Raw genomic sequence first — 24,676 nt, 5'->3', positions numbered from 1 at the left:
CAGCAACCCACCCTTTCATGGCCTCACCCAGCGAGCCGACCACCCCCCCGTTCCGCAGCGACACCCGACCCTGGGGGCTGGTGGCGCTGGTGCTCGTGTCCATCGGCCTGCTGGTCGCGCTGGTCACCGTCCTGCTGCTGGCCCAGCGGGATGCAGCCCTGGACCTTGCACAGGCCCGGGCGCAGCGGGAGGTCCGGCGCCTGGCCGCAGAACTCGACCAGTCCCTCCGGCTGGGTCGCGCCGCCATCGAGGTCAGCCGCCCTCCGTCCGGGTTGCAGCCGCTCAATCTGCTGGGAGACCACCGCCCGCTGGTGGACTCTCTGAGCCTGCCGTTCGAACTGCACCGCCGCCCCCCCGGCGACCGGGCCGCCCCCGCCATTCCCGAACGGGCGTGGGTGCCGGAGCTGGCCCGCCAGGAAGGCGGGCGCTGGGTGCTGCCCTTCCTGTGGCGCCAGCCGGGGGCCGGTGCCCCCGAGACCTACGAGCTGTGGTTGCCACGAGACGCCCTTCTGGGGCGCTTCGAATCCGAAGGCCTGCCCGAGGGCGGCAGCATGAGCCTGTTCCGGCTGGAGCCCGACGGGGCCACCACGCTGCTGGTGCGCCATCCCATGGTGGCCGAGGAGCAGGGTCGCAGCTTCCGCGGCCATGTGGCCACCGCGCTCGACCACCAGCCCGGCGGTGTGTTCCGGGCCGCGGCCATGCTCGACGGCGTGGAACGCATCGTCGGCTACCAGCGCCTCGGCGGCGAGGCCGACCGCGTGGTCTTGGTGTACGCCCTGTCGGTCGACAGCGTGCTGACCGGCTGGCGGACCATCCTGCCGCTGGCCTGGGGCCTCACCCTGCTGGTGGCCGCAGCCATGGCCTACGGCGCGTGGCGCCTACACCGCTCGATGCGCGCACTGGCCCGCAGCGAGCACCATCTGCAGACCCTGACCGACCACATGCCCGATGTGGTCGTGCGCTACGACAGCGCCTGTCGCGTGCTGTATGCCAACCCGGCCATCGAAGTGGCGACCGGGCTGAACCCCGGTGCACTGATCGGCCGCCCCATCAGCGCCCTGGGCGGCTCCCCCGACAACGAAACGCTGTGGACCGCCTGCCTGCAAAGGGTGTTGGCCAGCGGGGAGGCCGAGACACTCTACTTCAGCCACCCGGGACCCGGCGGCATGAGGCACTGGGAGTCCCAGGCCCGCCGGGAGCCTGCGCCGGCCGGCGAAGCCCCCACCGTCCTGGTCATCACGCGCGACATCACCGAGCGCCATGAAGCGGAAGCCTTGCGGCACTCCGCGCAACAGCTCTTCGAGACCGCCTTCCAGGCCGCCCCCGAGGCCATGTCGCTCAGCGAGTGGCACAGCGGCCGACTGCTGCTGGTCAACGACACCTTCTGCGAACTGTTCGGGCGATCACGCGAACAGCTGATCGGTCAGCCCTCGGCCGGTCTGGGGCTCTGGAACTCCGCCATCCGCCACCAGAGCCTGATCGATGCCCTGGAGCATGGCGAGAAGGTGCGCGATGTCGAGGGCAGCAGCCACCGGGCCGACGGCCAGTTGATCCATGTGCGCTACAGCGCCGAACGGGTGCAGCGGGACGGCGGTGACTGCCTGTTGCTGATGTTCCGCGACGTCACCCAGCTGGAGAGAGACCAGCGGGCGCTCAAGCGCAACGAGCAGCGATTCCGGCTGGCCGCCTCACATGGGCAGGTCTGGGAACGCGACTTCCTGCGCGACCTCATCCTGCCCAGCGACGAGTTCTTCCTGAACCTGGGGTACCAGCCTCCTGCGCAAGAGCAGATGGAGAAGGTCGTCATGGGGCTGATCCATCCGGAGGACCGCCGACGCGTGCGCGAGACCCTGCTCCGTTTCCTCCGGGGCGAGGCCGATTTCCGCATCGAGTTCCGTGCCGTCGACTCCCAGGGCCGGGTGCGCTGGCTCGACACCCGGGGCAGCGGCCTGCGCAACGCCATGGGCCGGGTGACCTACATGGCGGGCACCACCTTCGAGATCACCGACCGCAAGGCACTGGAAGAAGCGCAGCGTCAAACCCTCAAACACCTGGACACGGTGGCCAATGCCTCGGCCGGTCTGGCCTGGACCGTGGACGACCAGAAACACCCGGACTGGCTCAACCAGGCTTGGCTCGACTTCACCGGCCGCGACCTGGCCACCGAATGCGAGACCTTCTGGCTGGAGGACCTGCATCCGCAGGACCGGGACCGCTGCGAGAAGATCTTCGACGAGAGCTTTGATGCGCGCCGGCCCTACAGCATGGAATACCGCCTGCGCCGCCACGACGGCGTGTACCGCTGGGTGCACGAACAGGCCAGGCCCCGCTACGACGCCGACCAGCGCTTCATCGGCTACGTCGGCTCCTGCCTGGACGTGACCGATCTGCGGGAGGCCGAGGCCACCGCACGCGAGCGCGACGCCACCCTCAAGCAGGTCTTCGACGTGCTCCGGGACTTGCTGTTTGTGGTGGACGCCCAGGAGCGCTTCGTGTTCTACCAGGCAGGCGCCGACCAGCTCTATCGCCGGCCCGAGGAGTTCCTGGGGCGCACCATCCGCGAGGTCATGCCCGCGCCGCTCGCAGCCACCATGCATTCGGCCATGGCCAGGGCGCGCACCGACGGACTGCAGGAGCTGGACTACAGCATGGAACTGTCCGATGGCGCCCACTACTTCAACACCCGCCTGGCCTGGCTGCCGGGCGGCGACCAGTGCATGTTCCTGGTGCGCGACACGACCGAGCAGCAGCAGGTCCAGCGCGAGCGGGAGCACCTGAACGACTTTGTGCTGCTGCTGTTCCGCCTGGCCAACCGCTTCATCAACCTGCCCCTGCAGCAGATGGACCAGGCCATCCTGGAAGCGCTGGGCGATCTTGGAAGCTTCGTGGCCGCCGACCGCGCCTACCTGTTCGCCTACGACTTCCAGACCCGCACCAGTTCCAACACGCACGAGTGGTGCGCCGAGGGCATTGCCTCCGGGCAGGCCCTTCTGCAGAACCTGCCGATGGGCCGGGCCCAGGACTGGGAGGCGGCCCACCAGCGGGGCGAGATGGTGTATGTGCCCGATGTGCAGGCCCTGCCCGAAAGCACCCTCAAGGACCTCATCATGGCCCAGGGCATCCGAAGTCTCATGACCCTGCCCCTGACAGGGCAGGACGGCTGCCTCGGCTATGTGGGCCTGGACTCGGTCCGCAGCACGCACGAGTACGACGAGGAAAAAATCACGCTGCTCAAGCTGTTCGCACAGATGCTGGTCAACCTGCAGGAACGCAGCCGCGCCCAGGCCCGGCTGCGCGAACTGGCCGAGCAGCTCGAACAGAAGGTGCAGGAGCGCACCCAACAGCTGCACGACAGCGTGCAGCGGCTGCAGGTCGTCAACCGCGAGCTGGAGTCCTTCACCTATTCAGCCTCGCACGACCTGCGCACGCCGCTGCGCGGCATCGAGGGGTTCAGCGCCCTGCTGCTGGAGGAGCACGCGCAGCAGCTGGACGAGCAGGGCCGCGACTACCTGCGCCGCATCCAGCGCGCGACGCTGCACATGTCGCGTCTGGTCAGCGACCTGCTGGCCTACTCCCGGCTGCAGCAGATGACGGAGCAGATCGGGCCGGTGGGTCTGGCCGCGTGCGTGCGGGACGTGGCGACGCCGTTCCGCGACGAGCTCGAAACCCGCCAGGGCGTGCTGGAGACGTCGGTGCCCGACGACCTCCAGGTGCAGGCCGACCCCAAGGGCTTGGCCATCGTGCTGCGCAACCTGATCGACAACGCACTCAAATTCACGCCCGCGGGCCAGGCGCCGCACATCCGCATCGAGGCGCAAATCCACGGCGACCGGGTGTTGCTGAGCGTGACCGACCAGGGCATCGGCTTCGACATGAAGCACCACGACCGCATCTTCGGCATGTTCCAGCGCCTGCACCGGCAGGACCAGATCCCGGGCACCGGCATCGGGCTGGCCCTGGTGCTCAAGGCCGTGGAGCGCATGGGCGGGACGATCCGCGCCGAGAGCGCCCCCGGCCAGGGTGCGCGCTTCGAAATCGAACTGCCTCTGGCCTGAATGCGGGAAAGCCTGCTTGAACGTCCCGCCGCCGTTCCTACACTGACCCGTCTTCCATCAGCGAACCGACCATGAACCTACCCGTCAGCCTCATTGGCGTTCCCACCGACATCGGCGCCGGCGCGCGCGGCGCCTCCATGGGGCCCGAGGCCCTTCGCGTGGCCGGCCTGCAAGCGGTGCTGGAGAGCCACGGCCTGCAGGTGATCGACCGTGGCAACCTGGGCGGCCCGTCCAACCCCTGGCAACCGCCGGTCGACGGTTACCGCCACCTGCCCGAGGTGGTGGCCTGGAACACCACACTGCACGACGCGGTGCACACCGAACTCGCCCAGGGCCGACTGCCCATCGTGCTGGGGGGCGACCACTGCCTGGGCATGGGGTCCATCAGCGCGGTGGCCCGCCACTGCCGCGAAACCGGCAAGCAGCTCCGCGTGCTGTGGCTGGACGCGCACGCCGACTTCAACACCGCCGAACTCACCCCCAGCGGCAACGTCCACGGCATGCCGGTGGCCTGCCTGTGCGGCCACGGCCCGGCGGTGCTCACCGGCATCGGCGGCCACACCCCGGCCATCACAGCCGACGTGGTGCGGCAGATCGGCATCCGCAGCGTGGACCCGGGCGAGAAGCGCTTTGTGCACGAGGTGGGGCTGGAGGTGTTCGACATGCGCTACATCGACGAGATGGGCATGCGCCACACGATGGAGCAGGCGCTGATGGGGCTGGACGACAGGACCCACCTGCACGTGAGCTTCGACGTGGACTTCCTCGACCCGGAGATCGCGCCCGGCGTGGGCACCACGGTGCCCGGCGGCCCGACCTACCGCGAGGCCCAGCTGTGCATGGAGATGATCGCCGACACGGGGCGCCTGGCCTCGCTGGACGTGATGGAACTCAACCCGGCGCTCGATGTGCGCAACCGCACCGCCGAGCTGGCGGTGGACCTGATCGAGAGCCTGTTCGGCAAGTCGACACTGATGAGGAAGAAATAGGCTCCCCCCGCGCCGCCTTCGGCGTCACCCCCCCCGGGGGCGATGCGAGCGGCCCGGCGAAGCCGGTTCCTCCGCATCACTGGAGCAGGCACGCGCTCCGTATGCGTTGTCTTTCAGCTCTTGCCTACGAGTTCGAGGTGCTCGACCACCGGCGGCTGCAGGAAGAACGGGCCGACGATGCTGCGCCACTCGGCAAAGGCCGGCGACTGGCGGAAACCCACCGTGTGGTCTTCCAGCGTGTCCCAGTAGATGTTCAGGATGTAGCGGCCCGGGCTTTCGATGCTGCGGTTGACCTTGAAGCCCTGAAAGCCTTTGGCCTGGGCAATCACGGTGCTGGCCCCGCGCAGGATCGCGGCTTCAAAGTCGGCCGCCTTGGCGGGGTCGATGCGGATGTCGGCGTGTTCAAGAATCATGTTCGCTCCTGCGGGTTCAGGCCACGGCGGCCCGGCGGTCGTCGCGAATCATATCCACGGCCTTCTCAGCCATCATGATCACCGGCGCATTGGTGTTGCCGCCGACCACGCTGGGCATCGCCGACGCATCGACCACGCGCAGCCCGTCCACGCCGTGCACCTTCAGCCGAGCGTCGACCACGGCACCCGCCGCCGGGTCCGGCCCCATGCGGCAGGTGCCGACCGGGTGGTAGATGGTGTCGGCGTGGTGGCGAACGAACTGCTCGATCTGGGCATCGCTCTGAGCGTCGCGCGAGGCGACCGATTCGATGCCTCCATGGCGCGCCAGGGCCGGCTGCTGCAGCAGGGCGCGCATGCGCTTGAAGCCCAGCACCAGCCGCGCCACGTCGTCCGGGTCCTGCAGGAAAGCCGGGTCGATCAGCGGCGCCACCTGCGGGTCGCTGCTGGCCAGGCGCAGCGTGCCGCGGCTCCTGGGGCGCAACAGGCAGACGTGGCAGGAATAGCCATGGCCCAGCACGGTCTTGCGGCCGTGATCGACCAGCTTGCCGACCACGAAGTGCAGCTGCAGGTCGGGGATCGCCTCCTCGGGTGAGCTCTTGATGAAGCCGCCGGCCTCGGCGAAGTTGGTGGTCAGCATGCCGCGGCGGCGGCTGCGCCACTCGAAGACGCCCTTGACCATGTCGGCGATGCCGCTCGGGGAGATGCCGAACAGTGAAGTCAAACGAGGGGCGTTCACCACCATCACCACGTCCGGGTGGTCGTGCAGGTTGCGGCCTACGCCGGGCAGTTCGAGCACTGAGGCAATGCCGTGCTCCGACAGGTGCGCGGTCGGCCCGATGCCCGAGAGCATCAGCAGCTGCGGCGAACCGAAGGCGCCGGCGCTCAGCAGCACCTCGCCACCCGGGTTCAGGGCCAGGGTCTGCGGCGCGCCGCGGCCGCCATCGGGCCGGTATTCGACGCCCACCGCCACGGGGCGCCCACCCCGCTGTTCCGTCACCACGCGCGTGGTGAGCGCGCTGGTGATCACCCGCAGGTTGCTGCGCCCCAGGTGCGGCGTGAGGTAGGCCTTGGCGGCGCTGAAGCGCTCGCCATTCTTGTGCGTGACCTGGTAGACGCCCACGCCCTCCTGCTCGGCGCCGTTGAAGTCCGCGTTGACTGGGTAGCCCGCCTGACGCCCCGCCTCGACGAAGTCCGGCAGCACCGGGTTGGGCGAGCGCAGGTCCATCACGTTCAGCGGGCCGCCGCTGCCGTGCCAGTCGTCGGCCCCGCGCTCGTTGTGCTCGGCGCGCTTGAAGTACGGCAGCACCTCGCTGAACGACCAGCCCGGATTGCCTTCGGCGGCCCAGGCGTCGTAGTCCTGCGCGTGGCCGCGCGCATAGATCATGGCGTTGATGGAGCTGGAGCCGCCCAGCACCTTGCCGCGCGGCTGGTAGCCCCGCCGGCCGTGCAGCCCCGGCTGCGGCACGGTGGAATAGTCCCAGCCGTTGAGCTGGTACTTGGCCATCACCGCCAGCCCCCCGGGGCAGTGGATCAGCACGCTGCGGTCCGGCGGCCCGGCTTCGAGCAGCGCCACGCGCACGGCCGGGTCTTCGCTCAGGCGGCCGGCCAGCACGCTGCCGGCGGACCCACCGCCCACGACGATGTAATCGAACATGTTGACTCCTGGCGTCGCGCGCCTGTCATGCCGTTGCAGGACGCTGCGCGACAATGCGGGGCAAGGTAGCACAGGGCTTTTCGCCGCAGTAGGCTGGCCCGCCTAGAGCGCCTCCGTCTTTACCCTCATCTTCCAGGAGTGATTCCCACATGAGCAGCATCCAGACCGTCGGCATCATCGGCGCCGGCACCATGGGCAACGGCATCGCGCAGGCCTGCGCCGTCAGCGGCATCCGCGTCGTCATGGTCGACGTGGCCCAGGCCGCGGTGGACAAGGGCCTGGCCACGGTGGCCGGCAGCCTGGACCGCCTGATCAAGAAAGAGAAGCTGACCGCCGAAGGCAAGGCGGCGGCGCTGGCACTGATCACAGGCTCGACCAGCTACGACGACCTCAAAGGCGCGCAACTCGTGATCGAGGCCGCGACCGAAAACGAAGGCCTGAAGGTCAAGATCCTGCAGCAGCTCGACGGCATCCTGGCGCCCGAAGTCATCGTCGCCACCAACACCAGCTCGATCAGCATCACCAAGCTGGCCGCGGCCACGCAACGCGCCGACAAGTTCATCGGCATGCACTTCTTCAACCCGGTGCCCATGATGGCGCTGGTGGAGATCATCCGCGGCCTGCAGACCAGCGACGCCACACACGACGCCGTCAAGGCCCTGGCCGAAGCCCTGGGCAAGACACCGATCACCGTGAAGAACGCCCCCGGTTTCGTGGTCAACCGCATCCTGGTGCCCATGATCAACGAGGCCTTCTTCGTGCTGGCCGAGGGCATCGCCACGCCCGAGGACATCGACGCCGGCATGAAGCTGGGCACCAACCAGCCGATCGGCCCGCTGGCCCTGGCCGACATGATCGGTCTGGACGTCTGCCTGGCGGTCATGAACGTCTACATGGCCGAGTTCAACGACAGCAAGTACCGCCCGGCCCCGCTGCTCAAGGAGATGGTGGCGGCCGGCTGGCTGGGCCGCAAGACGGGGCGCGGGGTGTATACGTACTGAGGCACCCACGACAGAAGGGTAGTTGATCCAGTGGCACCGCGGAACCGGCTTCGCCGGGCCGCCAGTGCCGCCCCCCGGGGGTGACGCCGAAGGCGGCGCGGGGGGAGCCATTTCTTGAGGCAGATCAATGGGCGGCGGCGCCGCGTCTCCAGAATGGCCTGAACGCCATCAAGGAGTCTCCCATGAGCGCAGCCCCCGTCTCCATTGCCATCTTCGAGTTTCTCGACAGCACCCACCAGGACATCCAGGACCATGTGCGGCAGCTGCACGGGCTGGTGGACGCCATCGAGTCCGACGGGCTGAACGCGGCCACCCGGGCGCTGGCCCGCCGCGTGTTGAACTACTTCAACACCGAGGCGCGCCAGCACCACCTGGACGAAGAAAAGCACATCTTCCCGGCGCTGCTGGCCAGCCAGGACGCCGAGGTCGCGCAGGCGGCCGAGCACCTGATCCAGGACCACGGCTGGCTGGAAGAGAACTGGATCCAGATCGCCCCTTCTCTGGAAGCGGCCACCAACGGCAACCTCTGGTTCGACCCGGCCGAGCTGCGGCATGCGCTGAAGGTGTTCGAGGCGCTGTACCTGGACCACATCCTGCTGGAAGAGTCGCTCGCCTACCCGGAGGCGAAGAAGCGCATGAAGGGCATCGACACCATCGGTATGGGCCGTGAGATGGCGCGGCGGCGCGTGATGGCCCAGGACGAGGTGCGCGCCCTCGCCTGAGAGCCCCTGCTCGGAAGGAGCCAAGAGGTGCCCTCGTACACTGACCGGCTTCCTGTCCTGCACCTGAAGCCATGAGTTCTTTCGACTTCGACCTCTTTGTCATCGGCGGCGGCAGCGGCGGTGTGCGTGCCGCCCGCATGGCCGCCGGGCGCGGCGCCCGCGTGGCGCTGGCCGAAACCCTGGGCACCGACGGCCTGGGCGGCACCTGCGTCAACGTGGGCTGCATCCCCAAGAAGCTCTACAGCTACGCGGCGCACTACCACGACGCCTTCGAGGAGTCGCGCGGTTTTGGCTGGGAACTGGACGCCGCCCCCACCTTCAACTGGTCCACCCTCAAGGCCAACCGGGCCAAGGAAATCTCGCGCCTGAACGGCGTCTACGCCAACCTGCTGCGCGGCTCGGGCGTCACCGTCATCAACGGCTTTGCGCGCATCGACGGACCGCACGCCATCACCGTGGCGACGCTCAACGCCGATGGCTCGCCGGGCCACCAGTCCTGCACCGCCGCGAACGTCCTCATTGCCACCGGTGGCACGCCCTTCGTGCCGCACTTCACCGGGCGCGAGCACGTCATCACCTCCAACGAGGTGTTCGACCTGGAACCGTTCCCGCAGCGCCTGCTGGTGGTCGGCGGCGGTTACATCGCCTGCGAGTTCGCGTCCATCTTCAACGGCCTCGGCGCCAAGGTCACCCAGCTCTACCGGGGCGAACAGGTGCTGCGCGGCTTCGATGACGAGATCCGCCACTTCGTGGCCGGCGAGATGCAGAAGTCGGGTGTGGACCTGCGCCTGAACGCCGGCGTGGTGGACATCCGCAAAACCGCGGACGGTCTGCGCGCCGAGCTGGAAGACGGCAATGTCGTCATGGCCGACGCCGTGCTCTACGCCACCGGCCGAAAGCCCAATGTGCAGGGACTGGGCCTGGAGGCCTTGGGCGTGGCCCAGGGCGCGCAAGGTGAGGTCATCGTGAACGAACACTACCGCACCAACGTGCCCAGCATCTGGGCCGTGGGTGACGTGACCAACCGGGTGCAGCTCACGCCGGTGGCGCTGGGCGAGGCCATGGTGGTGGTGGACCAGCTGTTCGGCCCGGCCCCCGGCAAGGCGCCGCGCAGCATGGGCTACGAGTTCATCCCCACCGCGGTGTTCACCCACCCCAGCATCGGGACCGTGGGCTACAGTGAGGCGCAGGCGCGCGAGAAGTTCGGCGCGGTCACCGTGTTCCGCAGCGAGTTCAAGGCGCTGCGGCACACGCTCTCGGGCAGCAGCGAACGCACGCTGATGAAGCTGATCGTGGACACCGCCAGCGACCGCGTGGTGGGCCTGCACATGGTGGGCGCCGAGGCCGGCGAGATCGTGCAGGGCTTCGCCGTGGCCATGAAGGCCGGCGCCACCAAGGCGGTGTTCGACAGCACCATCGGCATCCACCCGACGGCGGCCGAAGAGTTCGTGACCATGCGCGACCCCGTCAAGAGCTGAACCACAGCAACCCGGCCGCCACCAGCACGGTGTGCAGCCAAAGGCCCGGCGCCAGCCAGCGCAGGTAGGCCATGCCCCCGGTGAGCCCGGCGGTGACGCTCTTGCTCGCCGCGTGCACCAGCAAGGCCAGCGCCACCGCCCACACGCCGGCCGGCCCCGACACGGGGGTGGTGGCGGAGAACACCGCCGCCAGCGCAGAATGCAGGTCGGCCAGCGCGGCCACCAGCGCCCCCGCCACCAGGCCGGCATCGCCCAGCCAGCGCTGCAGGGCGTGCACCACCAGCTGCACGCTGCTGAGCAGCACGGCCACGGCCGCGGCGCCGCGCAGGCTGAACATGCGGTCGTCGCCGCGCACGGACAGTCCCTCGATGCGCGGCGACGACACCACCAGCCCGTCGCCATCGGTCGGCGCACCGCGCAACAGCACCCAGCCCCACAGCGCCACCACCCCGGCCCCCACCAACGCCGGCAGCCACAGCCGCGCCAGCCAGGCCGGCTGCATGGCCGCGGCCACCAGCAGCAGCTGCACCTGGGTGGACACACAGGACAGCAGGCCGCCGCCGGCCATCAGGCGGGGCTGGGCGCCCTGCTCGCGCACAGCCAGCCCCAGGGTCGCGATGGTGGCCGTGCTGGACACGAACCCGGAGGCCAGCGCCGACACCGCCACCGCATGGTGGGCCGCGAGCAGCCGAGCCGCGAGGTGCGCCACCGACTGCACGCCCAGCAGCAGCACCAGCAGCTGCACCACCTTGTGCGGGTTCAGCGGCGTGCCCCACAGCGGCTGGTCGGGCACCAGTGGCAAGGCCATCAGCGCCAGCGCGGCCAACACAATGCCATCGCGCACCTCGCCCGGGCGCAGCCAGTGCAGTGCGAACCGGTGCAGGCGCTCGCGCCCGGCCAGCAGCGCGGTCAGGCCCACGGCCAGGCCCGCCGCCAGCGGGGGACTCCACACACAGAGCACGCCGGTCAGGTAAATCAGCAGCAGCGCGATCTCGGTCGTCGTTCCGGGGTCGTCGGAGCGGTCGCGCTGGTAGGCCAGCAGGGCGAGCCCGGCCACCAGCAGAGCACCGGCGACCACCAGCCCGCCGATCTGGGTCAGCGCCGCCGCCGCGCCGGCCACACTGGTCACCGCAAAGGTGCGCAGGCCGGCGAACGACCGGTTCGGGCCACTGCCCTTGCGCCGCTCGCGCTCGATGCCCACCAGCAGGCCGCAGCCGAGGGCGACCGCCAGCACGGCGGCGGCAGGTGTATCGGGCACAAGGCCCCAGGGATCGGTCATGGACATGGCGCAGCGGAAGGACCCAGGCTGCCGCCACTGTAGCGCCACCACTGTCATGCGAAGCCCGTCACACATGGCCACAATAGCCCCATGCACAAAACCCCGACCTTCATCGCCCCCCAGCTGTTCGACGACCCGGCCGCCGCGCTGGCGCAGGTGCAGCACATCTACGACAGCAGCGTCGCCTTCCTGCGCGAGGCCATGCACGACTTCGTGGCGGGTGCCGAACCGGGCGGTGCCCGCATCCGCGCCTGCTACCCCTTCGTGCGCCTGCACTCGCGCAGCGTCTCGCGCCAGGAGGCCGGGCTGCAGAGCCGCCTGAGCTACGGCTTCGTCGCCGGGCCGGGCCGCTTCGAGACCACGCTCACCCGTCCCGACCTGTACGCCGACTACTACCTGGAGCAGTTCCGCCTGCTGCTGGCCAACCACGACGGCAAGCTGGAGGTGGGCACCAGCACGCAGCCGATCCCGATCCACTTCTCCTTCGCCGAGCATGAACATGTGGAGGGCGAGATGGGCCCCGAGCGCCGCGCCCTGATGCGGGACGTGTTCGACCTGCCCGACCTGACCGTCATGGACGACGGCATCGCCAACGGCACGCACGAACCCAAACCCGGCGAGCCGCACCCGCTGTCGCTGTTCACCGGCCCGCGGGTGGACTATTCGCTGCAGCGCCTTCGCCACTACAGCGGCACTTCGCCCGACTGGTTCCAGAACTTCGTGCTGTTCACCAACTACCAGTTCTACATCGACGAATTCATCAAGCTCGGCCACGCCGAGATGGCCGACCCGCGCAGCGACTACATCGCCTTCGTCGAACCGGGCAACCTGGTCACGCGCCGCGCCGGCCTGTCGGCCCAGGCCATCGACGCGCTGGGCAAGGCCCTGCCCCGCCTGCCGCAGATGCCGGCCTACCACCTGCTGCGCGAAGACCGCTCGGGCATCACCATGGTCAACATTGGCGTGGGGCCCGCGAATGCCAAGACCATCACCGACCACATCGCCGTGCTGCGCCCGCACGCCTGGCTGATGCTGGGCCACTGCGCCGGCCTGCGCAACGGCCAGCAGCTGGGCGACTATGTGCTGGCCCACGCCTACGTGCGCGAAGACCATGTGCTCGACGAAGAACTGCCGCTGTGGGTGCCGATCCCGGCGCTGGCCGAGATCCAGGTGGCGCTGGAGCAGGCCGTGGCCGACGTGACCGGTGTGCCACCGCAGGAGCTCAAGCGCATCATGCGCACCGGCACCGTGGCCAGCACCGACAACCGCAACTGGGAGCTGCTGCCCGACAACACGCCCCAGCGCCGCTTCTCGCAATCGCGTGCCGTCGCACTGGACATGGAAAGCGCCACCATCGCCGCCAACGGTTTCCGCTTCCGCGTGCCCTACGGCACGCTGCTGTGCGTGAGCGACAAGCCCCTGCACGGCGAGATCAAGCTGCCCGGCATGGCCAACCACTTCTACCGCGAGCGCGTGGACCAGCACCTGCGCATCGGCATCCGCGCGGTGGAACTGTTGCGCGCCGGCGGGGTCGACCAGCTGCACAGCCGCAAGCTGCGCAGTTTTGCGGAAGTGGCTTTTCAATAAGGCGCAGCGCGCCACCCCATACCCCTCATGCTCACGGAACAACTGCAAACCCTCATCGGCGTCGAACTGTGGCTGGCCTCGGCGCTGGTCATTCTTTTCATCACCCTGCTGGTAGACCAGGCCCTGCGCCTGGTGCTGCGCCGCATCGAGCGCTGGACCCACGCATCCAGCAACCTCTGGGACGAATCGCTGCTGCGATCGGCACGCCGGCCACTGCAGGCGATGGTCTGGCTGGTGGGCCTCAGCCTGGTCGCACGGGCCGTGCATGCGCGCTGGCCCGAGCACGACTGGCTGGGCACCGTGCTGCTCTGGCGCGACATCGGCTTCATGGTCTGCGTGGCCTGGTTCCTCTGGAAGCTCATCGGCGAGGTGACGCAGACCAGCATCCGCCGCCGCACCGAAGCCGGTGAAGACTTCGACCTGACCACCGCGCTGGCGCTGAGCAAGCTGCTGCGCCTGGTGGTGGTGGTGGTCTCCGTCATGACGGCCGCACACGGCCTGGGTTTCCAGATCGGCGGGCTGCTGGCGCTCGGTGGCGTGGGCGGTATCGCGGTCGGCCTGGCCGCCAGGGACCTGCTGGCCAACTTCTTCGGTGGCCTGACCATCTATCTGGACCGCCCCTTCAGCGTCGGCGACTGGATCCGCTCGCCCGACAAGAGCATCGAGGGCACGGTGGAATACATCAGCTGGCGCCACACCCGCATCCGCGCCTTCAACAAGAACCCGATCTACGTGCCCAACGCGGTGTTCACCAGCATCGTGGTCGAGAACCCCTCGCGCATGAGCCACCGGCGCCTGAACGAAGTCATCGGCCTGCGCTACGACGACTTCGCCCAGGTGCAGTCGGTGTGCGACGACATCCGCGGCTATCTCCAGCAACACCCGGCCATCGACACCACGCAGACGCTGATCGTCAACTTCAACCGCTTCGGCGCGAGCTCGCTGGACATCATGGTCTACGCCTTCACGCTCACCCGCGCGTGGGCCGAGTACCAGAAGCTCAAGCAGGAGCTGCTGCTGGCGATGGGCGGCATCATCGAGCGCCATGGCGCGCAGATCGCCTTTCCGACGCAGACCCTGCACCTGGCCACGGACGCTGGCGAGGCGGCCCCACCCCATGAACGTGGCGCGTGACGCGCAACGCCGACGGCGGCTTTACCTTGGCTTGACATTTCTGCGGTGTGGCAGAACCACTGGCCCCACACAATGCGACCGACATGAACAGAATCCATCTCCCTGATGCGGCCCACCGGCCAGCGCTGCACCGCGCGAGTCTGGCGGCGGCGCTGGCGTTGAGCCTGTCGGCCTGCGCCCACCTGCCGTCCCCGCCAGATCAAGCCGGCAGCAACGGCATGCTGCCGGTGGCACCGACCCAGTGGACCGCGGCGCCCGCCACCGAAGGGGTGGCAGCCACCGCGCTGACCCAGTGGTGGCAGCGCTTCAACGACCCCGCCCTGGGCGCGCTGGTCACCCAGGCGCTGCAGGCCAACTCCGGCGTGCGCAGCGCACAGGCCGCGCTGCAGCAGGCGCGCGCCCAGCGCGACGTGCAGCAGGCAAACAACGGTCCCTCGCTCAGCGCCTCGGGCTCTGCCCAGCGCAGCCGCTCCGGCACGGCCGACGCCAGCAGCCGCTTCCAGGCCGGCTTCGACGCCAGCTGGGAGCCCGACGTCTTCGGCGGCAACCGCGCCAGCCTCGACGCCAGCGAGGCCGACGCCCGCGCCTCCGAAACCAGCCTGGCCGATGTGCAGGTGTCGCTGGCGGCCGAGGTGGCCGCGTCGCTGATCGAGCTGCGCGGCCTGCAGTCGCGGCTGGACATTGCGCAACGCAACCTGGCCGCGCAGTCCGAAACGCTGCAGATCACGCGCTGGCGGGTGCAGGCCGGCCTGGCTTCCTCGCTCGACCTGGAACAGGCCATCGCCGCGCAGGCCCAGACCCAGGCCCAGATCCCCGCACTGCAGGCCAGCCTGGCCCAGGCCCGCAACGCGCTGTCGGTGCTGACCGGTCAGGCACCCGGCGCGCTGGACGCCACACTGGGCGCGGTCGCGCCGGTGCCGCAGCCGCCCGCGGACATCGCACTCTCGCTGCCGGCCGAGACCCTGCGCCAGCGCCCCGACGTGCGCACCGCCGAACACCGCATCAGCGCCGCGCTGGCGCGGGTGGCGGCCGCCGACGCGGCGCGCTACCCGAGCTTCCGGCTCGGCGGATCGCTCGGCCTGTCCGCGCTCACGCTGGGCACGCTGACCGACGGCGCCTCCGTGGTGCGGTCGCTGCTGGCCAGCGTGTCGGTGCCGCTGCTGGATGGCGGCGCGGCGAAGGCCCAGGTGCGCGCACAGGAGGCGGCGCTGGAACAGGCGCGTGCCGGCTACGCCAGCACGGTCCTGACCGCGCTGCAGGACGTGGAGGACGCGCTGGTCGCCATCCAGGGCGACCGCGAGCGCCTGGCCCACCTGCAGACCGCCGCCGAGGCCGCCGTCACCGCCGAGTTGCTGGCGCGCCAGCGCTACCAGAGCGGCCTGATCGATTTCCGCACCGTGCTCGACACCCAGCGCACCCTGCTGTCCGCCCAGGACAGCGTGGCCAGCGCCCAGGCCTCGCTGTCCACCGGCCACGTCCGCCTCTACAAGGCCCTGGGCGGCGGCTGGACCCCGGACACCGGCGCGCCGAGCGCCGCCCGCTGACCGATTTATCCCGATGACCATGAACGCCAAGAAGACCTCCACCCCCGCCGACGCCCAGGACCTGCTGGGCGATGACCGTCCGCCCCGCTGGTGGCAGCGCGCCTCGACCTGGATCGCGGTCGCGGCGCTGGCGCTGGCCGGCGGCGGCCTCTATGTGTGGCAGTCGCAGAAGAACGCCAAGGCCGCGCCGGTCTACGTGACCGAACCACTCAAGACCGGCGACATCACGCTCACGGTCGCGGCCAACGGCACGCTGCAGCCGACCCGCTCGGTCAACGTGGGCAGCGAGCTCTCGGGCACGGTCAAGCGCGTGCTGGTCGACGTGAACGACCGCGTCAAGGCCGGCCAGGTGCTGGTCGAGCTGGACACCGCCAAGCTGCAGGACCAGGTGACGCAGGCGCGCGCCGGGCTGGCCTCGGCCCAGGCGCAGCTCGCACAGGCGGTGGCCACGGCCCGCGAGGCCCGTGCCACGCTCGCCCGCTTCGAGGAGGTCGCGCGCCTGTCGGGCGGCAAGGTGCCCTCGGCCACCGAGCTGGACAGCGCCAAGGCCGCCGTGGACCGCGCCGTGGCCGCCGAGGCGGCTGCCCAGGCCTCGGTCAACGAGGCCCGTGCCGCGCTGTCCACCAACGAGACCAACCTGTCCAAGGCCTCGATCCGCTCGCCCATCAGCGGCGTCGTGCTCTCCCGCTCGGTCGACCCGGGCAACGCGGTCGCCGCCTCGCTGCAGGCGGTCACCCTGTTCACCCTTGCCGAGGACCTGGCCCAGCTCAAGCTGGACGTGGCGGTGGACGAGGCCGACGTCGGCAACGTGAAGGTCGAGCAGAAGGCGACGTTCACCGTCAGCGCCTTTCCGGCGCGGCGCTACCCGGCCACCATCCAGCGCGTGGCCTTCGGCTCCACCAAGACCGACAACGTCGTCACCTACACCACCACGCTCAACGTCGACAACGCCGACCTGAGCCTGCGCCCCGGCATGACCGCGGCCGCGACCATCGTGGCCAAGGAGGCCAAGGGCGTGCTGCTGGTGCCCAACACCGCGCTGCGCTTCTCGCCCGCGTCGTCCAACGGGGCTGCCGCCGCCAGCGGCGGCAGCATCCTGTCGAAGATGATGCCGCGCCCCCCGAACACCCGCCCCAAGACCGCCGGCATGGACCGCCGCGGTGGTGGCCCGCGCCAGCTCTGGGTGCTGGAGAACGGCCAGCCCGTGGCCAAGGAAGTCCGCACCGGCATCAGCGACGGCCGCAACACCGAGGTCAGCGGCGAGGGCCTTTCAGAAGGCATGGCGGTCATCACAGAGCAACGCGCCTCCGGAGCGGCCCAGTGAGCGACACCCCGCTGATCCGCCTGTGCGGCATCACCAAGACCTACGGCGAAGGCCACACGGCCTTCCAGGCGCTCAAGGGGGTCGACCTCGACATCCAGCAGGGCGACTTCGTGGCCATCATGGGCCCCAGCGGTTCGGGCAAGTCGACCGCCATGAACACCCTGGGCTGCCTGGACGTGCCCACCACCGGCGAGTACCTGTTCCGCGGCGTGCACGTGGAGACGCTCTCGCGCGACCAGCGCGCCCGGCTGCGCCGGCGCTACTTCGGATTTGTGTTCCAGGGCTTCCACCTGCTGGCGCGCACCTCGGCCCAGGAGAACGTCGAGCTGCCCCTGGTCTACCGCGGCGAACCCGCGGCCCTGCGGCACTCGGCGGCGCTCGCGGCGCTGGAGAAGGTCGGCCTCAAGGGCTGGGAGCACCACACCCCCGGCGAGCTGTCCGGCGGCCAGCAGCAGCGCGTGGCCATTGCGCGCGCCATCGTCACCGAGCCGCAGGTGCTGCTCGCCGACGAACCGACCGGCAACCTCGACACGCAACGCAGCCACGAGATCATGGAACTGCTCTGGCGCCTGAACGCCGAACAGGGCATCACGGTGCTGATGGTCACGCACGAGCCCGACATGGCCGAGTACGCGCGCCGCATGGTGCGCTTCGTCGATGGTGTGGTCGCCAGCGACGTGCGCAACCCGGTGCCGCACATGCTGCGCGAAAGCCAGTCCGAGGGAGGCAGCCATGTGGCTTAACACCCTGGTCCTGGCGCTGCGCTCGATCCGGCGCAACCTGCTGCGCTCCTTCCTCACCATCCTGGGCATCGTGATCGGCGTCAGCGCCGTGATCACCATGGTCACCGTCGGCAACGGTGCGACCGCGGCGGTGCAGAACCAGATCGCCGGCCTGGGCACCAACCTGCTGCAGGTGCGGCCCGGCCAGCGCATGGGGCCGGGGGGTGGCGGCGGCGGTGCGCCGGCGTTCAAGGAGAGCGACGGCGAGGCCATCATGGGACAGGTCAGCGGCATCCTGGCGGTGGCGCCCGAAGCCCGCACCGGCACCACCCTGGTGGCCAATGGCCGCAACTGGAATTCCAGCGTGATCGGCAGCACCAACGACTGGCTGGTCACCGGCAACTGGAAGATCGCCGACGGCCGCAACTTCAGCGACGACGAACTGCGCGCCGGTGGGGCGGTCTGCCTGATCGGCCAGACGGTGCAGCGCGAGCTGTTCGGCAACACCAGCGCCGTGGGCGGCCAGCTGCGGGTCAAGGCCATGAGCTGCGAGGTCGTCGGCACGCTCGAATCCAAGGGCCAGGGCGCCTTCGGCAACGACCAGGACGACATGGTGCTGATGCCGATCAAGACACTGCAGCGCCGCATCGTCGGCCACACCCGCGTCAACACCCTGCTGGTGTCGATGAGCGATGGCGCCGACGCCGCGCGCGTGACCGCCTCGATCACGCAGCTGCTGCGCGAGCGCCGCAAGCTGGCCGAGACCGACGAGGACAACTTCAACGTGCTCGACACCAAGCAGCTGGCCGAAACCCTCTCGGGCACGACCAGGATCATGACCATGCTGCTGGGCGCGGTGGCCGCCGTCAGCCTGCTGGTGGGCGGCATCGGCATCATGAACATCATGCTGGTGAGCGTGACCGAACGCACCCGCGAGATCGGCCTGCGCCTGGCCATCGGCGCGCTGGAGCGCGAGGTGCTGCTGCAGTTCCTGATCGAGGCCGTGGTGCTGGCCGCGCTCGGCGGCCTGGTGGGCATCGTGCTGGCCACCGGCGCCTCGGTGGCGCTGTCGGCGGTGATGGACGTGCCCTACCAGTTCAACCTGGGCGTGAACCTGCTGAGCTTCCTGTTCTCGGCCGCCATCGGCGTGCTGTTCGGCTACTTCCCGGCGCGGCGCGCGGCGCGGCTCAATCCGATTGACGCATTACGTCATGAGTGAAGTCAGACCTCGCGGGGCCTGACCTTGCTCGCGGCCAGCTTGGCGTTGGCGCGCGCCGTGTCGGTGTCCGTCGCCCGGGCCAGCGCGACGCCCATGCGGCGCTTGGTGAAGCTCTCGGGTTTGCCGAACAGGCGCAGGTCGGTGCCGGGCACACGCAGCGCCTCATCGACGCCGTCGAACACGATGCCCTGGGCCTCGACACCGCCGTAGATCACGGCGCTGGCGCCCGGGTTGCGCAGGGACGTGTCCACCGGCAGGCCGAGGATGGCGCGGGCGTGCAGTTCGAACTCGCTCTGGTGCTGCGTGCACAGGGTCACCAGGCCGGTGTCGTGCGGGCGCGGGCTGACTTCGCTGAACCAGACCTGCTCGCCCTTGACGAACAGCTCCACGCCGAACAGGCCCAGGCCGCCGAGGTTGTCGGTGACGGCCTTGGCGATCTGGCGCGACTTTTCAATGGCGGCCGGCGTCATCGCCATGGGCTGCCAGCTCTCAACGTAGTCGCCGCTCACCTGCACATGGCCAATGGGTTCGCAGAAATGCGTCTCGACCTCGCCACTGGCGCCCCTGGCGCGCACGGTCAGCTGGGTGATCTCGTAGTCGAAGTCGATGAAGCCTTCGACGATCACGCGGCCATGGCTCACGCGGCCGCCGGCCATCGCGTAGTCCCAGGCTTTCTGCACATCGGCCGGGCCGTCGATCTTGCTCTGGCCCTTGCCGCTGGAACTCATCACCGGTTTGACGATGCAGGGGTAACCGATGCCGGCGTCAATGGCCGCCTGCAGCTCGGCCAGCGAGTCGCAGAACTGGTAGGGGCTGGTCGGCAGGCCCAGGGTCTCGGCCGCCAGGCGACGGATGCCCTCGCGGTCCATGGTCAGGCGCGCGGCGCGCGCGGTCGGGATCACCGTTACCGTGCCGGCGGCTTCGAGCTGCTCCAGCATGGGCGTGGCAATGGCCTCGATCTCGGGCACCACCAGGTGCGGGCACTCGGCCTCGATCAGCGCCTTCAGCTGCGCCGGGTCGCTCATGGTGATGGTGCGCGCGTGGTGCGCCACCTGCTGGCCCGGCGCGTTCTCGTAGCGGTCGACCGCGACGGTCTCCACGCCCAGGCGCTGCAGCGCGATCAGCACCTCCTTGCCGAGTTCGCCGCTGCCCAGCAGCATGACGCGGGTGGCGGAGGGCGAGAGGGGTGTACCAAGCGTCGTCATGAGGGTCCTCGAAAAAACGTCAGGGGGCGGCAAGGCCCATGGCCTCGCCCATGCGCACCGGCCGACCGGCCGCCCAGCGCGGGTTGAAATCGATGGTGTCCTTCGGCCAGAGCATGACGACCGTGGAACCCAGCAGGAAACAGCCCATCTCCTCACCGCGCTGCAGCAGGCAGGGCTCGTCGTCGTAGGTCCATTCGCGCACGTTGCGGGTGCGCGGCGGATTGACCACACCGTGCCAGACCGTGGCCATGCTGCCGACGATGGTGGCGCCCACCAGCACCAGCGCAAACGGACGGGTCTCGCCGTTGACACCGTGCGGCACGTCGAACACGCAGACCACGCGCTCGTTGCGTGCGAACAGACCGGGCACGTGCGCCGCCGTCACCGGGTTCACCGAGAACAGCTCGCCGGGCACGTAGATCATGCGCCGCAGCCGCGCGTTGCTGGGCATGTGGATGCGGTGGTAGTCCTTGGGGCTGAGGTAGATCGTGGCGAAGGAGCCGCCGCGGAACTGCGCGGCCAGGCCGGCGCTGCCCCCCACGAGCGCGCGGGTGCTGTAGCGGTGGCCCTTGGCCTGGTAGATCTGGTCGTCCTTTATGGCACCGAGCTGGCTGATCGCGCCATCGACCGGGCAGACAAATCCGTCGCGCGCGAGCGGGCGCACGCCGGCGCGCAGCGGCCGGGTGAAGAACTCGTTGAAGGTGGCGTAGCTGCGCGGATCGGGGTTGACCGCCTCGTCCATGTTGACGCCGTAGCGCTTGATGAACCAGGGAATCACGTTGTGCGTCCACCAGGTAGCGCGCGAGTGGGCGCACCAGCCGGCAAACCGCGTGATCGCGGTCTTGGGCAGCAGGTATTGCAGAGCGACGGCGGGGGGAAGGGACACTTTGGAGCGAGCCGGACGCGGCGTCAGACGACCGTTCGGCCGGGAAGCCGGCATTGTAGGACGGCCGTTTTCACCCGCCATTTCCGCCCGCAGGGGCACGGCGGGCACGGCACAATCGGCCGCCATGAGTGAACTGCTGTTCGAGTGCCGGGACCTGGTCAAGCGCTACGGCGGCCAGACGGTGGTCGACCGCCTCTCGTTCGGCATCGCGCCGGGCGAGTGCCTGGGCGTGATCGGCCCCAACGGCGCCGGCAAGACCACCACCATCCGCATGTGCCTGGGCCTGACGGCACCGGACGCCGGTGCGGTGACCGCCTTCGGCCTGTCCATGCCGCAGGAGTCGCTGGCGGTCAAGCAGCGCCTGGGCGTGGTCAGCCAGATGGACACGCTGGACCCGGATTTTTCCTGTGCCGAGAACCTGCTGGTGTACGGCCGCTACTTCGGCCTGAAGGACGCGACCATCCGCGCGCGCATCCCGCAGCTGCTGGAGTTTGCGGCGCTGTCGCACAAGGCCGGCGCCAAGCCCGGCGAGCTCTCGGGCGGCATGAAGCGGCGGCTGTCGCTGGCGCGCGCCCTGGTCAACGACCCGCAACTGCTGCTGCTCGACGAGCCCACCACCGGGCTGGACCCGCAGGCGCGGCACCTGATGTGGGAGCGCCTGCAGCTGCTGTTGCAACAGGGCAAGAGCATCCTGCTGACCACCCACTTCATGGACGAGGCCGAGCGCCTGTGCTCGCGCCTGCTGGTGCTGGACCACGGCCGCAAGATCGCCGAGGGCCGGCCGCGCGAGCTGATCGCGCAGCACCTGGAGCCCGAGGTGGTGGAGGTCTACGGTGCCGGCGCGCTGGCGCTGCACAACGCACCGGCACACGCCGCCCTGCGCCAGCTGGCCGGGCGGGTCGAGGTGAGCGGCGAGACGGTGTTCTTCTACACACATGACGCCCGGTCGCTGCTGCAGGCGCTGGCGCCGATGCACGACCTGCGCACCCTGCACCGGCCGGCGAATCTGGAGGACCTGTTTCTGAAACTGACCGGCAGACAAATACGGGAGGACGGCTGATGAGCAACCCATCCCATTGGTCCGTCCCGCGCCTCTCGATGCGCTGGTGGCCCGTGTTCCAGCGCAACCTGCTGGTGTGGAAAAAGCTGGCGCTGCCCAGCCTGGTCGGCAACATCGCCGAGCCGCTGATGTGGCTGGTCGCCTTCGGCTACGGCATGGGTGCGCTGGTGGGCCAGGTGAGCCTGTCCACGCCGCAGGGGCAGCAGGCCGTGCCCTACATCCTGTTCCTGGCCAGCGGCAGCATCTGCATGAGCGCGATGAACGCGGCCAGCTTCGAGGCGCTGTACTCCGCCTTCTCGCGCATGCATGTGCAGAAGACCTGGGACGGCATCATGAATGCGCCCGTGCGGCTGGACGACGTGGTGCTGGCCGAGATGCTGTGGGCGGCCTTCAAGGCCCTGTTCACGGTGCTGGCCATCCTGGGCGTGATGCTCGCGCTGGGCATCAGCCACTCACCGAAACTGCTGCTGGTGCTGCCGGTCCTGCTGGTGGCGGGCATCACCTTCTCGTGCATCGCCCTGGTGTTCAACGCGCTGGCCCAGGGCTACGACTTCTTCACCTACTACTTCACGCTGTTCCTGACACCGATGATGTTCCTCTCGGGTGTCTTCTTTCCCCGGGAACAGCTGCCGGGTCTGGTGCGCGCCATCTCCGAATGGCTGCCGCTGACCAATGCCGTCGCGCTGGTGCGCCCCCTGTTCATGGACCAGTGGCCCGATCGGCCTCTGGTGCACCTGGCGGTGCTGGCGGTCTACGCGGTCGGCGCGTTTTGGGTCGCGCTGGCGCTGACCCGCAAACGCTTTGCGAAGTGATCAGTGCACGGCGAGCTGCAGGGCCGGCTGGGCTGCGGCGTAGAACTCGACGCCCGAGTCCATGAAGGCCTCGTTGTCGATCGCTGCGTCGTAGGCACGGACGGCCTTGCGCTGTGTGAGGGTGCGGTGGGTGATCGGAATCAGGGGCTTGTCCAGCGGGCGGCACACGCGGTGGCGCAGGCCGCGCAGGTCGCGGCTGCTTTCCATGGCCGTGATCACGGCTTCCGGATCGAGCATGAGGACGAAGGGGTTGAGGCTGGCGGTGGAGTTCATGGCGGTGTCCTGGAGAAAACGGGGTGAAAACAAGGCGTTTGTCGATGTCACAAACTGTATTCACCCTGTTTCAAGACGTTAAGTCGGCGCCTTGCCATTCGCGTTGTAGGAAATTGCCTGACAAGCTGCGAGATAAGCGGTAATCACCTGTCAGTTTTCCGCCGAGCGGGGACCCGGCCGGCCCCACCTCGCGGCCCCCTCAGGCGCGCAGCGCGTCCACCGCCGCCGCCACCACCCCCTGCACGCTGCCGCTCTCGGCGTAACACTTGCGAAGCCAGGTGGCGTGGTTGCCGTCGCGCGCCGCGGTGCGTTCGACCTCGTCCAGCGCGGCCTGCGCCTCCAGCACATCGGCGTGGTGGCCGAGCTTGCGCAGCGTGGCCAGGATGTCCTCGCGGATGCTGATCTGCTCGCGCGTCTTGGGGTTGACCATCATGCCGTCGAGACCAAAACGGCAGGCCTGGAAGCGGTTGTAGGTGTAGACGAGGTAGTCGTCCTCGACCGGCGGCGGTTCGTCGCGCTGCAACAGGTGGCGGCACAGGCACTGCAGGTAACAGGCCAGCGCCGCGGCGCGTTCCACCGTCAGCGGCGTGTCGCAGACCCGCAGCTCGATGGTGCCGTACTCGGGCTTGGGCCGGATGTCCCAGTAGAAGTCCTTCATGGACTTGACCACGCCCGTGCTCTCCATCTTGGTGAAGTACACGTTGGCGAACTCGTCCCAGCTGAGCGTGAAGGGAGCGCGCCCCGAGAGCGGGAAGGCGAACACCGAGTTCAGGCGCGCCGAGTCGAACAGCGTGTCCACACCCTGGAAGAACGGCGAGGACGCCGACAGCGCGATGAAGTGCGGCACATAGCGGTTGAGCGAGTGCAGCAGGAACAGCGCCTCGTCGGGCGAGCTGCAGCCCACGTGCACGTGCTGCCCGAACACGGTGAACTGCTTGGCGAGATAGCCGTACAGCCCCGAGAGCTCCTGAAAGCGCGGCTTGGAAAAGATGCGCTGCTCGAACCAGCGCTGGAACGGGTGGGTGCCGCCCCCGGCGAGCGCGATGTTGAGGCGGTCACCCGCATTCACCAGGGTGTCGCGGATCTCGCGCAGCTGCGCCAGCAGCGGGCCGTGCATGTGCTGCACGTCGGTGGCGATCTCGATCATGCTCTGCGTCATCTCAGGCGTGACCACGCCCGGGAAGGGCTTGCGCCGCAGCAACTCCAGCAGGTCGTTGGCGCTGCTGGAGAGGTCCATGTCGTAGGTGTTGACGAGCTGCAGTTCGAGCTCGACGCCCAGCGTGAGGGATTCGGAGGCCTTGAAAGTTTCCAGCGGCATG

The 24,676-nt window shown here is 69.2% G+C and carries 20 protein-coding genes; 13 read left to right on the top strand and 7 right to left on the bottom strand.

Annotated features, from left to right (window positions below; genetic code table 11):
* Positions 1 to 17: 17 nt before the first annotated feature.
* Positions 18 to 4,055 (top strand): PAS domain S-box protein, encoded by a 4,038-nt coding sequence (locus BC358_RS01290; RefSeq protein WP_079364358.1) that lies wholly within the window; start codon positions 18 to 20, stop codon positions 4,053 to 4,055.
* A gap of 71 nt (positions 4,056 to 4,126) precedes the next feature.
* Complete coding sequence (rocF, locus tag BC358_RS01285; RefSeq protein WP_143434136.1) at positions 4,127 to 5,044, top strand: arginase; 918 nt, start codon at positions 4,127 to 4,129, stop codon at positions 5,042 to 5,044.
* Between the two features lie 113 nt (positions 5,045 to 5,157).
* Here the strand turns inward: rocF and BC358_RS01280 are convergent, their stop codons facing one another.
* Entirely contained in the window at positions 5,158 to 5,457 is a 300-nt protein-coding gene (locus BC358_RS01280; RefSeq protein ID WP_066153812.1) for an antibiotic biosynthesis monooxygenase, read from the bottom strand.
* Positions 5,458 to 5,473: 16 nt separating this feature from the next.
* Positions 5,474 to 7,111, bottom strand: a complete 1,638-nt coding sequence (locus BC358_RS01275; RefSeq protein WP_079364356.1) for a GMC family oxidoreductase — start codon at positions 7,109 to 7,111, stop codon at positions 5,474 to 5,476.
* 149 nt (positions 7,112 to 7,260) lie between these two features.
* Between BC358_RS01275 and BC358_RS01270 the strand changes: the two genes are divergently transcribed.
* The 3 genes from BC358_RS01270 (at position 7,261) to gorA (ending at position 10,312) form a co-directional block, all read left to right on the top strand.
* The gene (locus BC358_RS01270; protein ID WP_079364355.1) at positions 7,261 to 8,112 is read left to right on the top strand and encodes a 3-hydroxybutyryl-CoA dehydrogenase; all 852 of its coding nucleotides are present in this window, start codon (positions 7,261 to 7,263) and stop codon (positions 8,110 to 8,112) included.
* Positions 8,113 to 8,294: 182 nt separating this feature from the next.
* Entirely contained in the window at positions 8,295 to 8,834 is a 540-nt protein-coding gene (locus BC358_RS01265; protein ID WP_066153821.1) for a hemerythrin domain-containing protein, read from the top strand.
* A gap of 71 nt (positions 8,835 to 8,905) precedes the next feature.
* Positions 8,906 to 10,312: a glutathione-disulfide reductase gene (gorA, locus tag BC358_RS01260; RefSeq protein WP_079364354.1), complete on the top strand. Its 1,407-nt coding sequence runs from the start codon at positions 8,906 to 8,908 to the stop codon at positions 10,310 to 10,312.
* Here gorA and BC358_RS01255 read toward each other — a convergent pair.
* Complete coding sequence (locus BC358_RS01255) at positions 10,302 to 11,597, bottom strand: MgtC/SapB family protein (RefSeq protein ID WP_079364353.1); 1,296 nt, start codon at positions 11,595 to 11,597, stop codon at positions 10,302 to 10,304. The genes gorA and BC358_RS01255 overlap by 11 nt on opposite strands.
* An 84-nt stretch (positions 11,598 to 11,681) precedes the next feature.
* On the opposite strand from BC358_RS01255, the gene BC358_RS01250 reads away from it, so the two are divergent.
* From BC358_RS01250 to BC358_RS01225, 6 genes are all read left to right on the top strand, one after another.
* Positions 11,682 to 13,178, top strand: a complete 1,497-nt coding sequence (locus BC358_RS01250; protein WP_079364352.1) for an AMP nucleosidase — start codon at positions 11,682 to 11,684, stop codon at positions 13,176 to 13,178.
* A 27-nt stretch (positions 13,179 to 13,205) separates the two neighbouring features.
* The gene (locus BC358_RS01245) at positions 13,206 to 14,312 is read left to right on the top strand and encodes a mechanosensitive ion channel family protein (protein ID WP_079364351.1); all 1,107 of its coding nucleotides are present in this window, start codon (positions 13,206 to 13,208) and stop codon (positions 14,310 to 14,312) included.
* Positions 14,313 to 14,395: 83 nt separating this feature from the next.
* Positions 14,396 to 15,856 carry an efflux transporter outer membrane subunit gene (locus BC358_RS01240; RefSeq protein WP_127804774.1) on the top strand — a complete coding sequence of 487 codons (1,461 nt, stop codon included), beginning with the start codon at positions 14,396 to 14,398 and terminating at the stop codon, positions 15,854 to 15,856.
* 19 nt (positions 15,857 to 15,875) lie between these two features.
* The gene (locus BC358_RS01235) at positions 15,876 to 17,180 is read left to right on the top strand and encodes an efflux RND transporter periplasmic adaptor subunit (RefSeq protein ID WP_079364740.1); all 1,305 of its coding nucleotides are present in this window, start codon (positions 15,876 to 15,878) and stop codon (positions 17,178 to 17,180) included.
* Complete coding sequence (locus BC358_RS01230) at positions 17,177 to 17,923, top strand: ABC transporter ATP-binding protein (protein ID WP_079364350.1); 747 nt, start codon at positions 17,177 to 17,179, stop codon at positions 17,921 to 17,923. The genes BC358_RS01235 and BC358_RS01230 overlap by 4 nt, the downstream gene beginning before the upstream one ends.
* Positions 17,913 to 19,121: an ABC transporter permease gene (locus BC358_RS01225; RefSeq protein ID WP_066153835.1), complete on the top strand. Its 1,209-nt coding sequence runs from the start codon at positions 17,913 to 17,915 to the stop codon at positions 19,119 to 19,121. Before BC358_RS01230 ends, BC358_RS01225 begins: the two co-directional genes overlap by 11 nt.
* A 2-nt stretch (positions 19,122 to 19,123) precedes the next feature.
* Here BC358_RS01225 and purT read toward each other — a convergent pair whose 3' ends face one another.
* Together purT and asd are read right to left on the bottom strand one after the other, a co-directional pair.
* Entirely contained in the window at positions 19,124 to 20,326 is a 1,203-nt protein-coding gene (gene purT / locus BC358_RS01220) for a formate-dependent phosphoribosylglycinamide formyltransferase (RefSeq protein WP_079364349.1), read from the bottom strand.
* Between the two features lie 19 nt (positions 20,327 to 20,345).
* Complete coding sequence (gene asd / locus BC358_RS01215; protein ID WP_243721669.1) at positions 20,346 to 21,212, bottom strand: archaetidylserine decarboxylase; 867 nt, start codon at positions 21,210 to 21,212, stop codon at positions 20,346 to 20,348.
* Positions 21,213 to 21,336: 124 nt separating this feature from the next.
* Between asd and BC358_RS01210 the strand changes: the two genes are divergently transcribed.
* Together BC358_RS01210 and BC358_RS01205 are read left to right on the top strand one after the other, a co-directional pair.
* Positions 21,337 to 22,272: an ATP-binding cassette domain-containing protein gene (locus tag BC358_RS01210; RefSeq protein WP_079364347.1), complete on the top strand. Its 936-nt coding sequence runs from the start codon at positions 21,337 to 21,339 to the stop codon at positions 22,270 to 22,272.
* Entirely contained in the window at positions 22,272 to 23,084 is an 813-nt protein-coding gene (locus BC358_RS01205; protein WP_079364346.1) for an ABC transporter permease, read from the top strand. Before BC358_RS01210 ends, BC358_RS01205 begins: the two co-directional genes overlap by 1 nt.
* On the opposite strand, the gene BC358_RS01200 is transcribed toward BC358_RS01205, so the two are convergent.
* The gene (locus BC358_RS01200; protein ID WP_079364345.1) at positions 23,085 to 23,357 is read right to left on the bottom strand and encodes a hypothetical protein; all 273 of its coding nucleotides are present in this window, start codon (positions 23,355 to 23,357) and stop codon (positions 23,085 to 23,087) included.
* Positions 23,358 to 23,556: 199 nt separating this feature from the next.
* Positions 23,557 to 24,675 (bottom strand): YbdK family carboxylate-amine ligase, encoded by a 1,119-nt coding sequence (locus BC358_RS01195; protein ID WP_079364344.1) that lies wholly within the window; start codon positions 24,673 to 24,675, stop codon positions 23,557 to 23,559.
* Position 24,676 lies beyond the last annotated feature (1 nt).

The organism is Hydrogenophaga sp. H7 (assembly GCF_002025745.1).
Taxonomy (GTDB): Bacteria; Pseudomonadota; Gammaproteobacteria; order Burkholderiales; family Burkholderiaceae_C; genus Hydrogenophaga; species Hydrogenophaga pseudoflava.
Note: the sequence above shows the minus strand (reverse complement) of the source record. Positions and strands in the feature narration are given on the sequence as shown.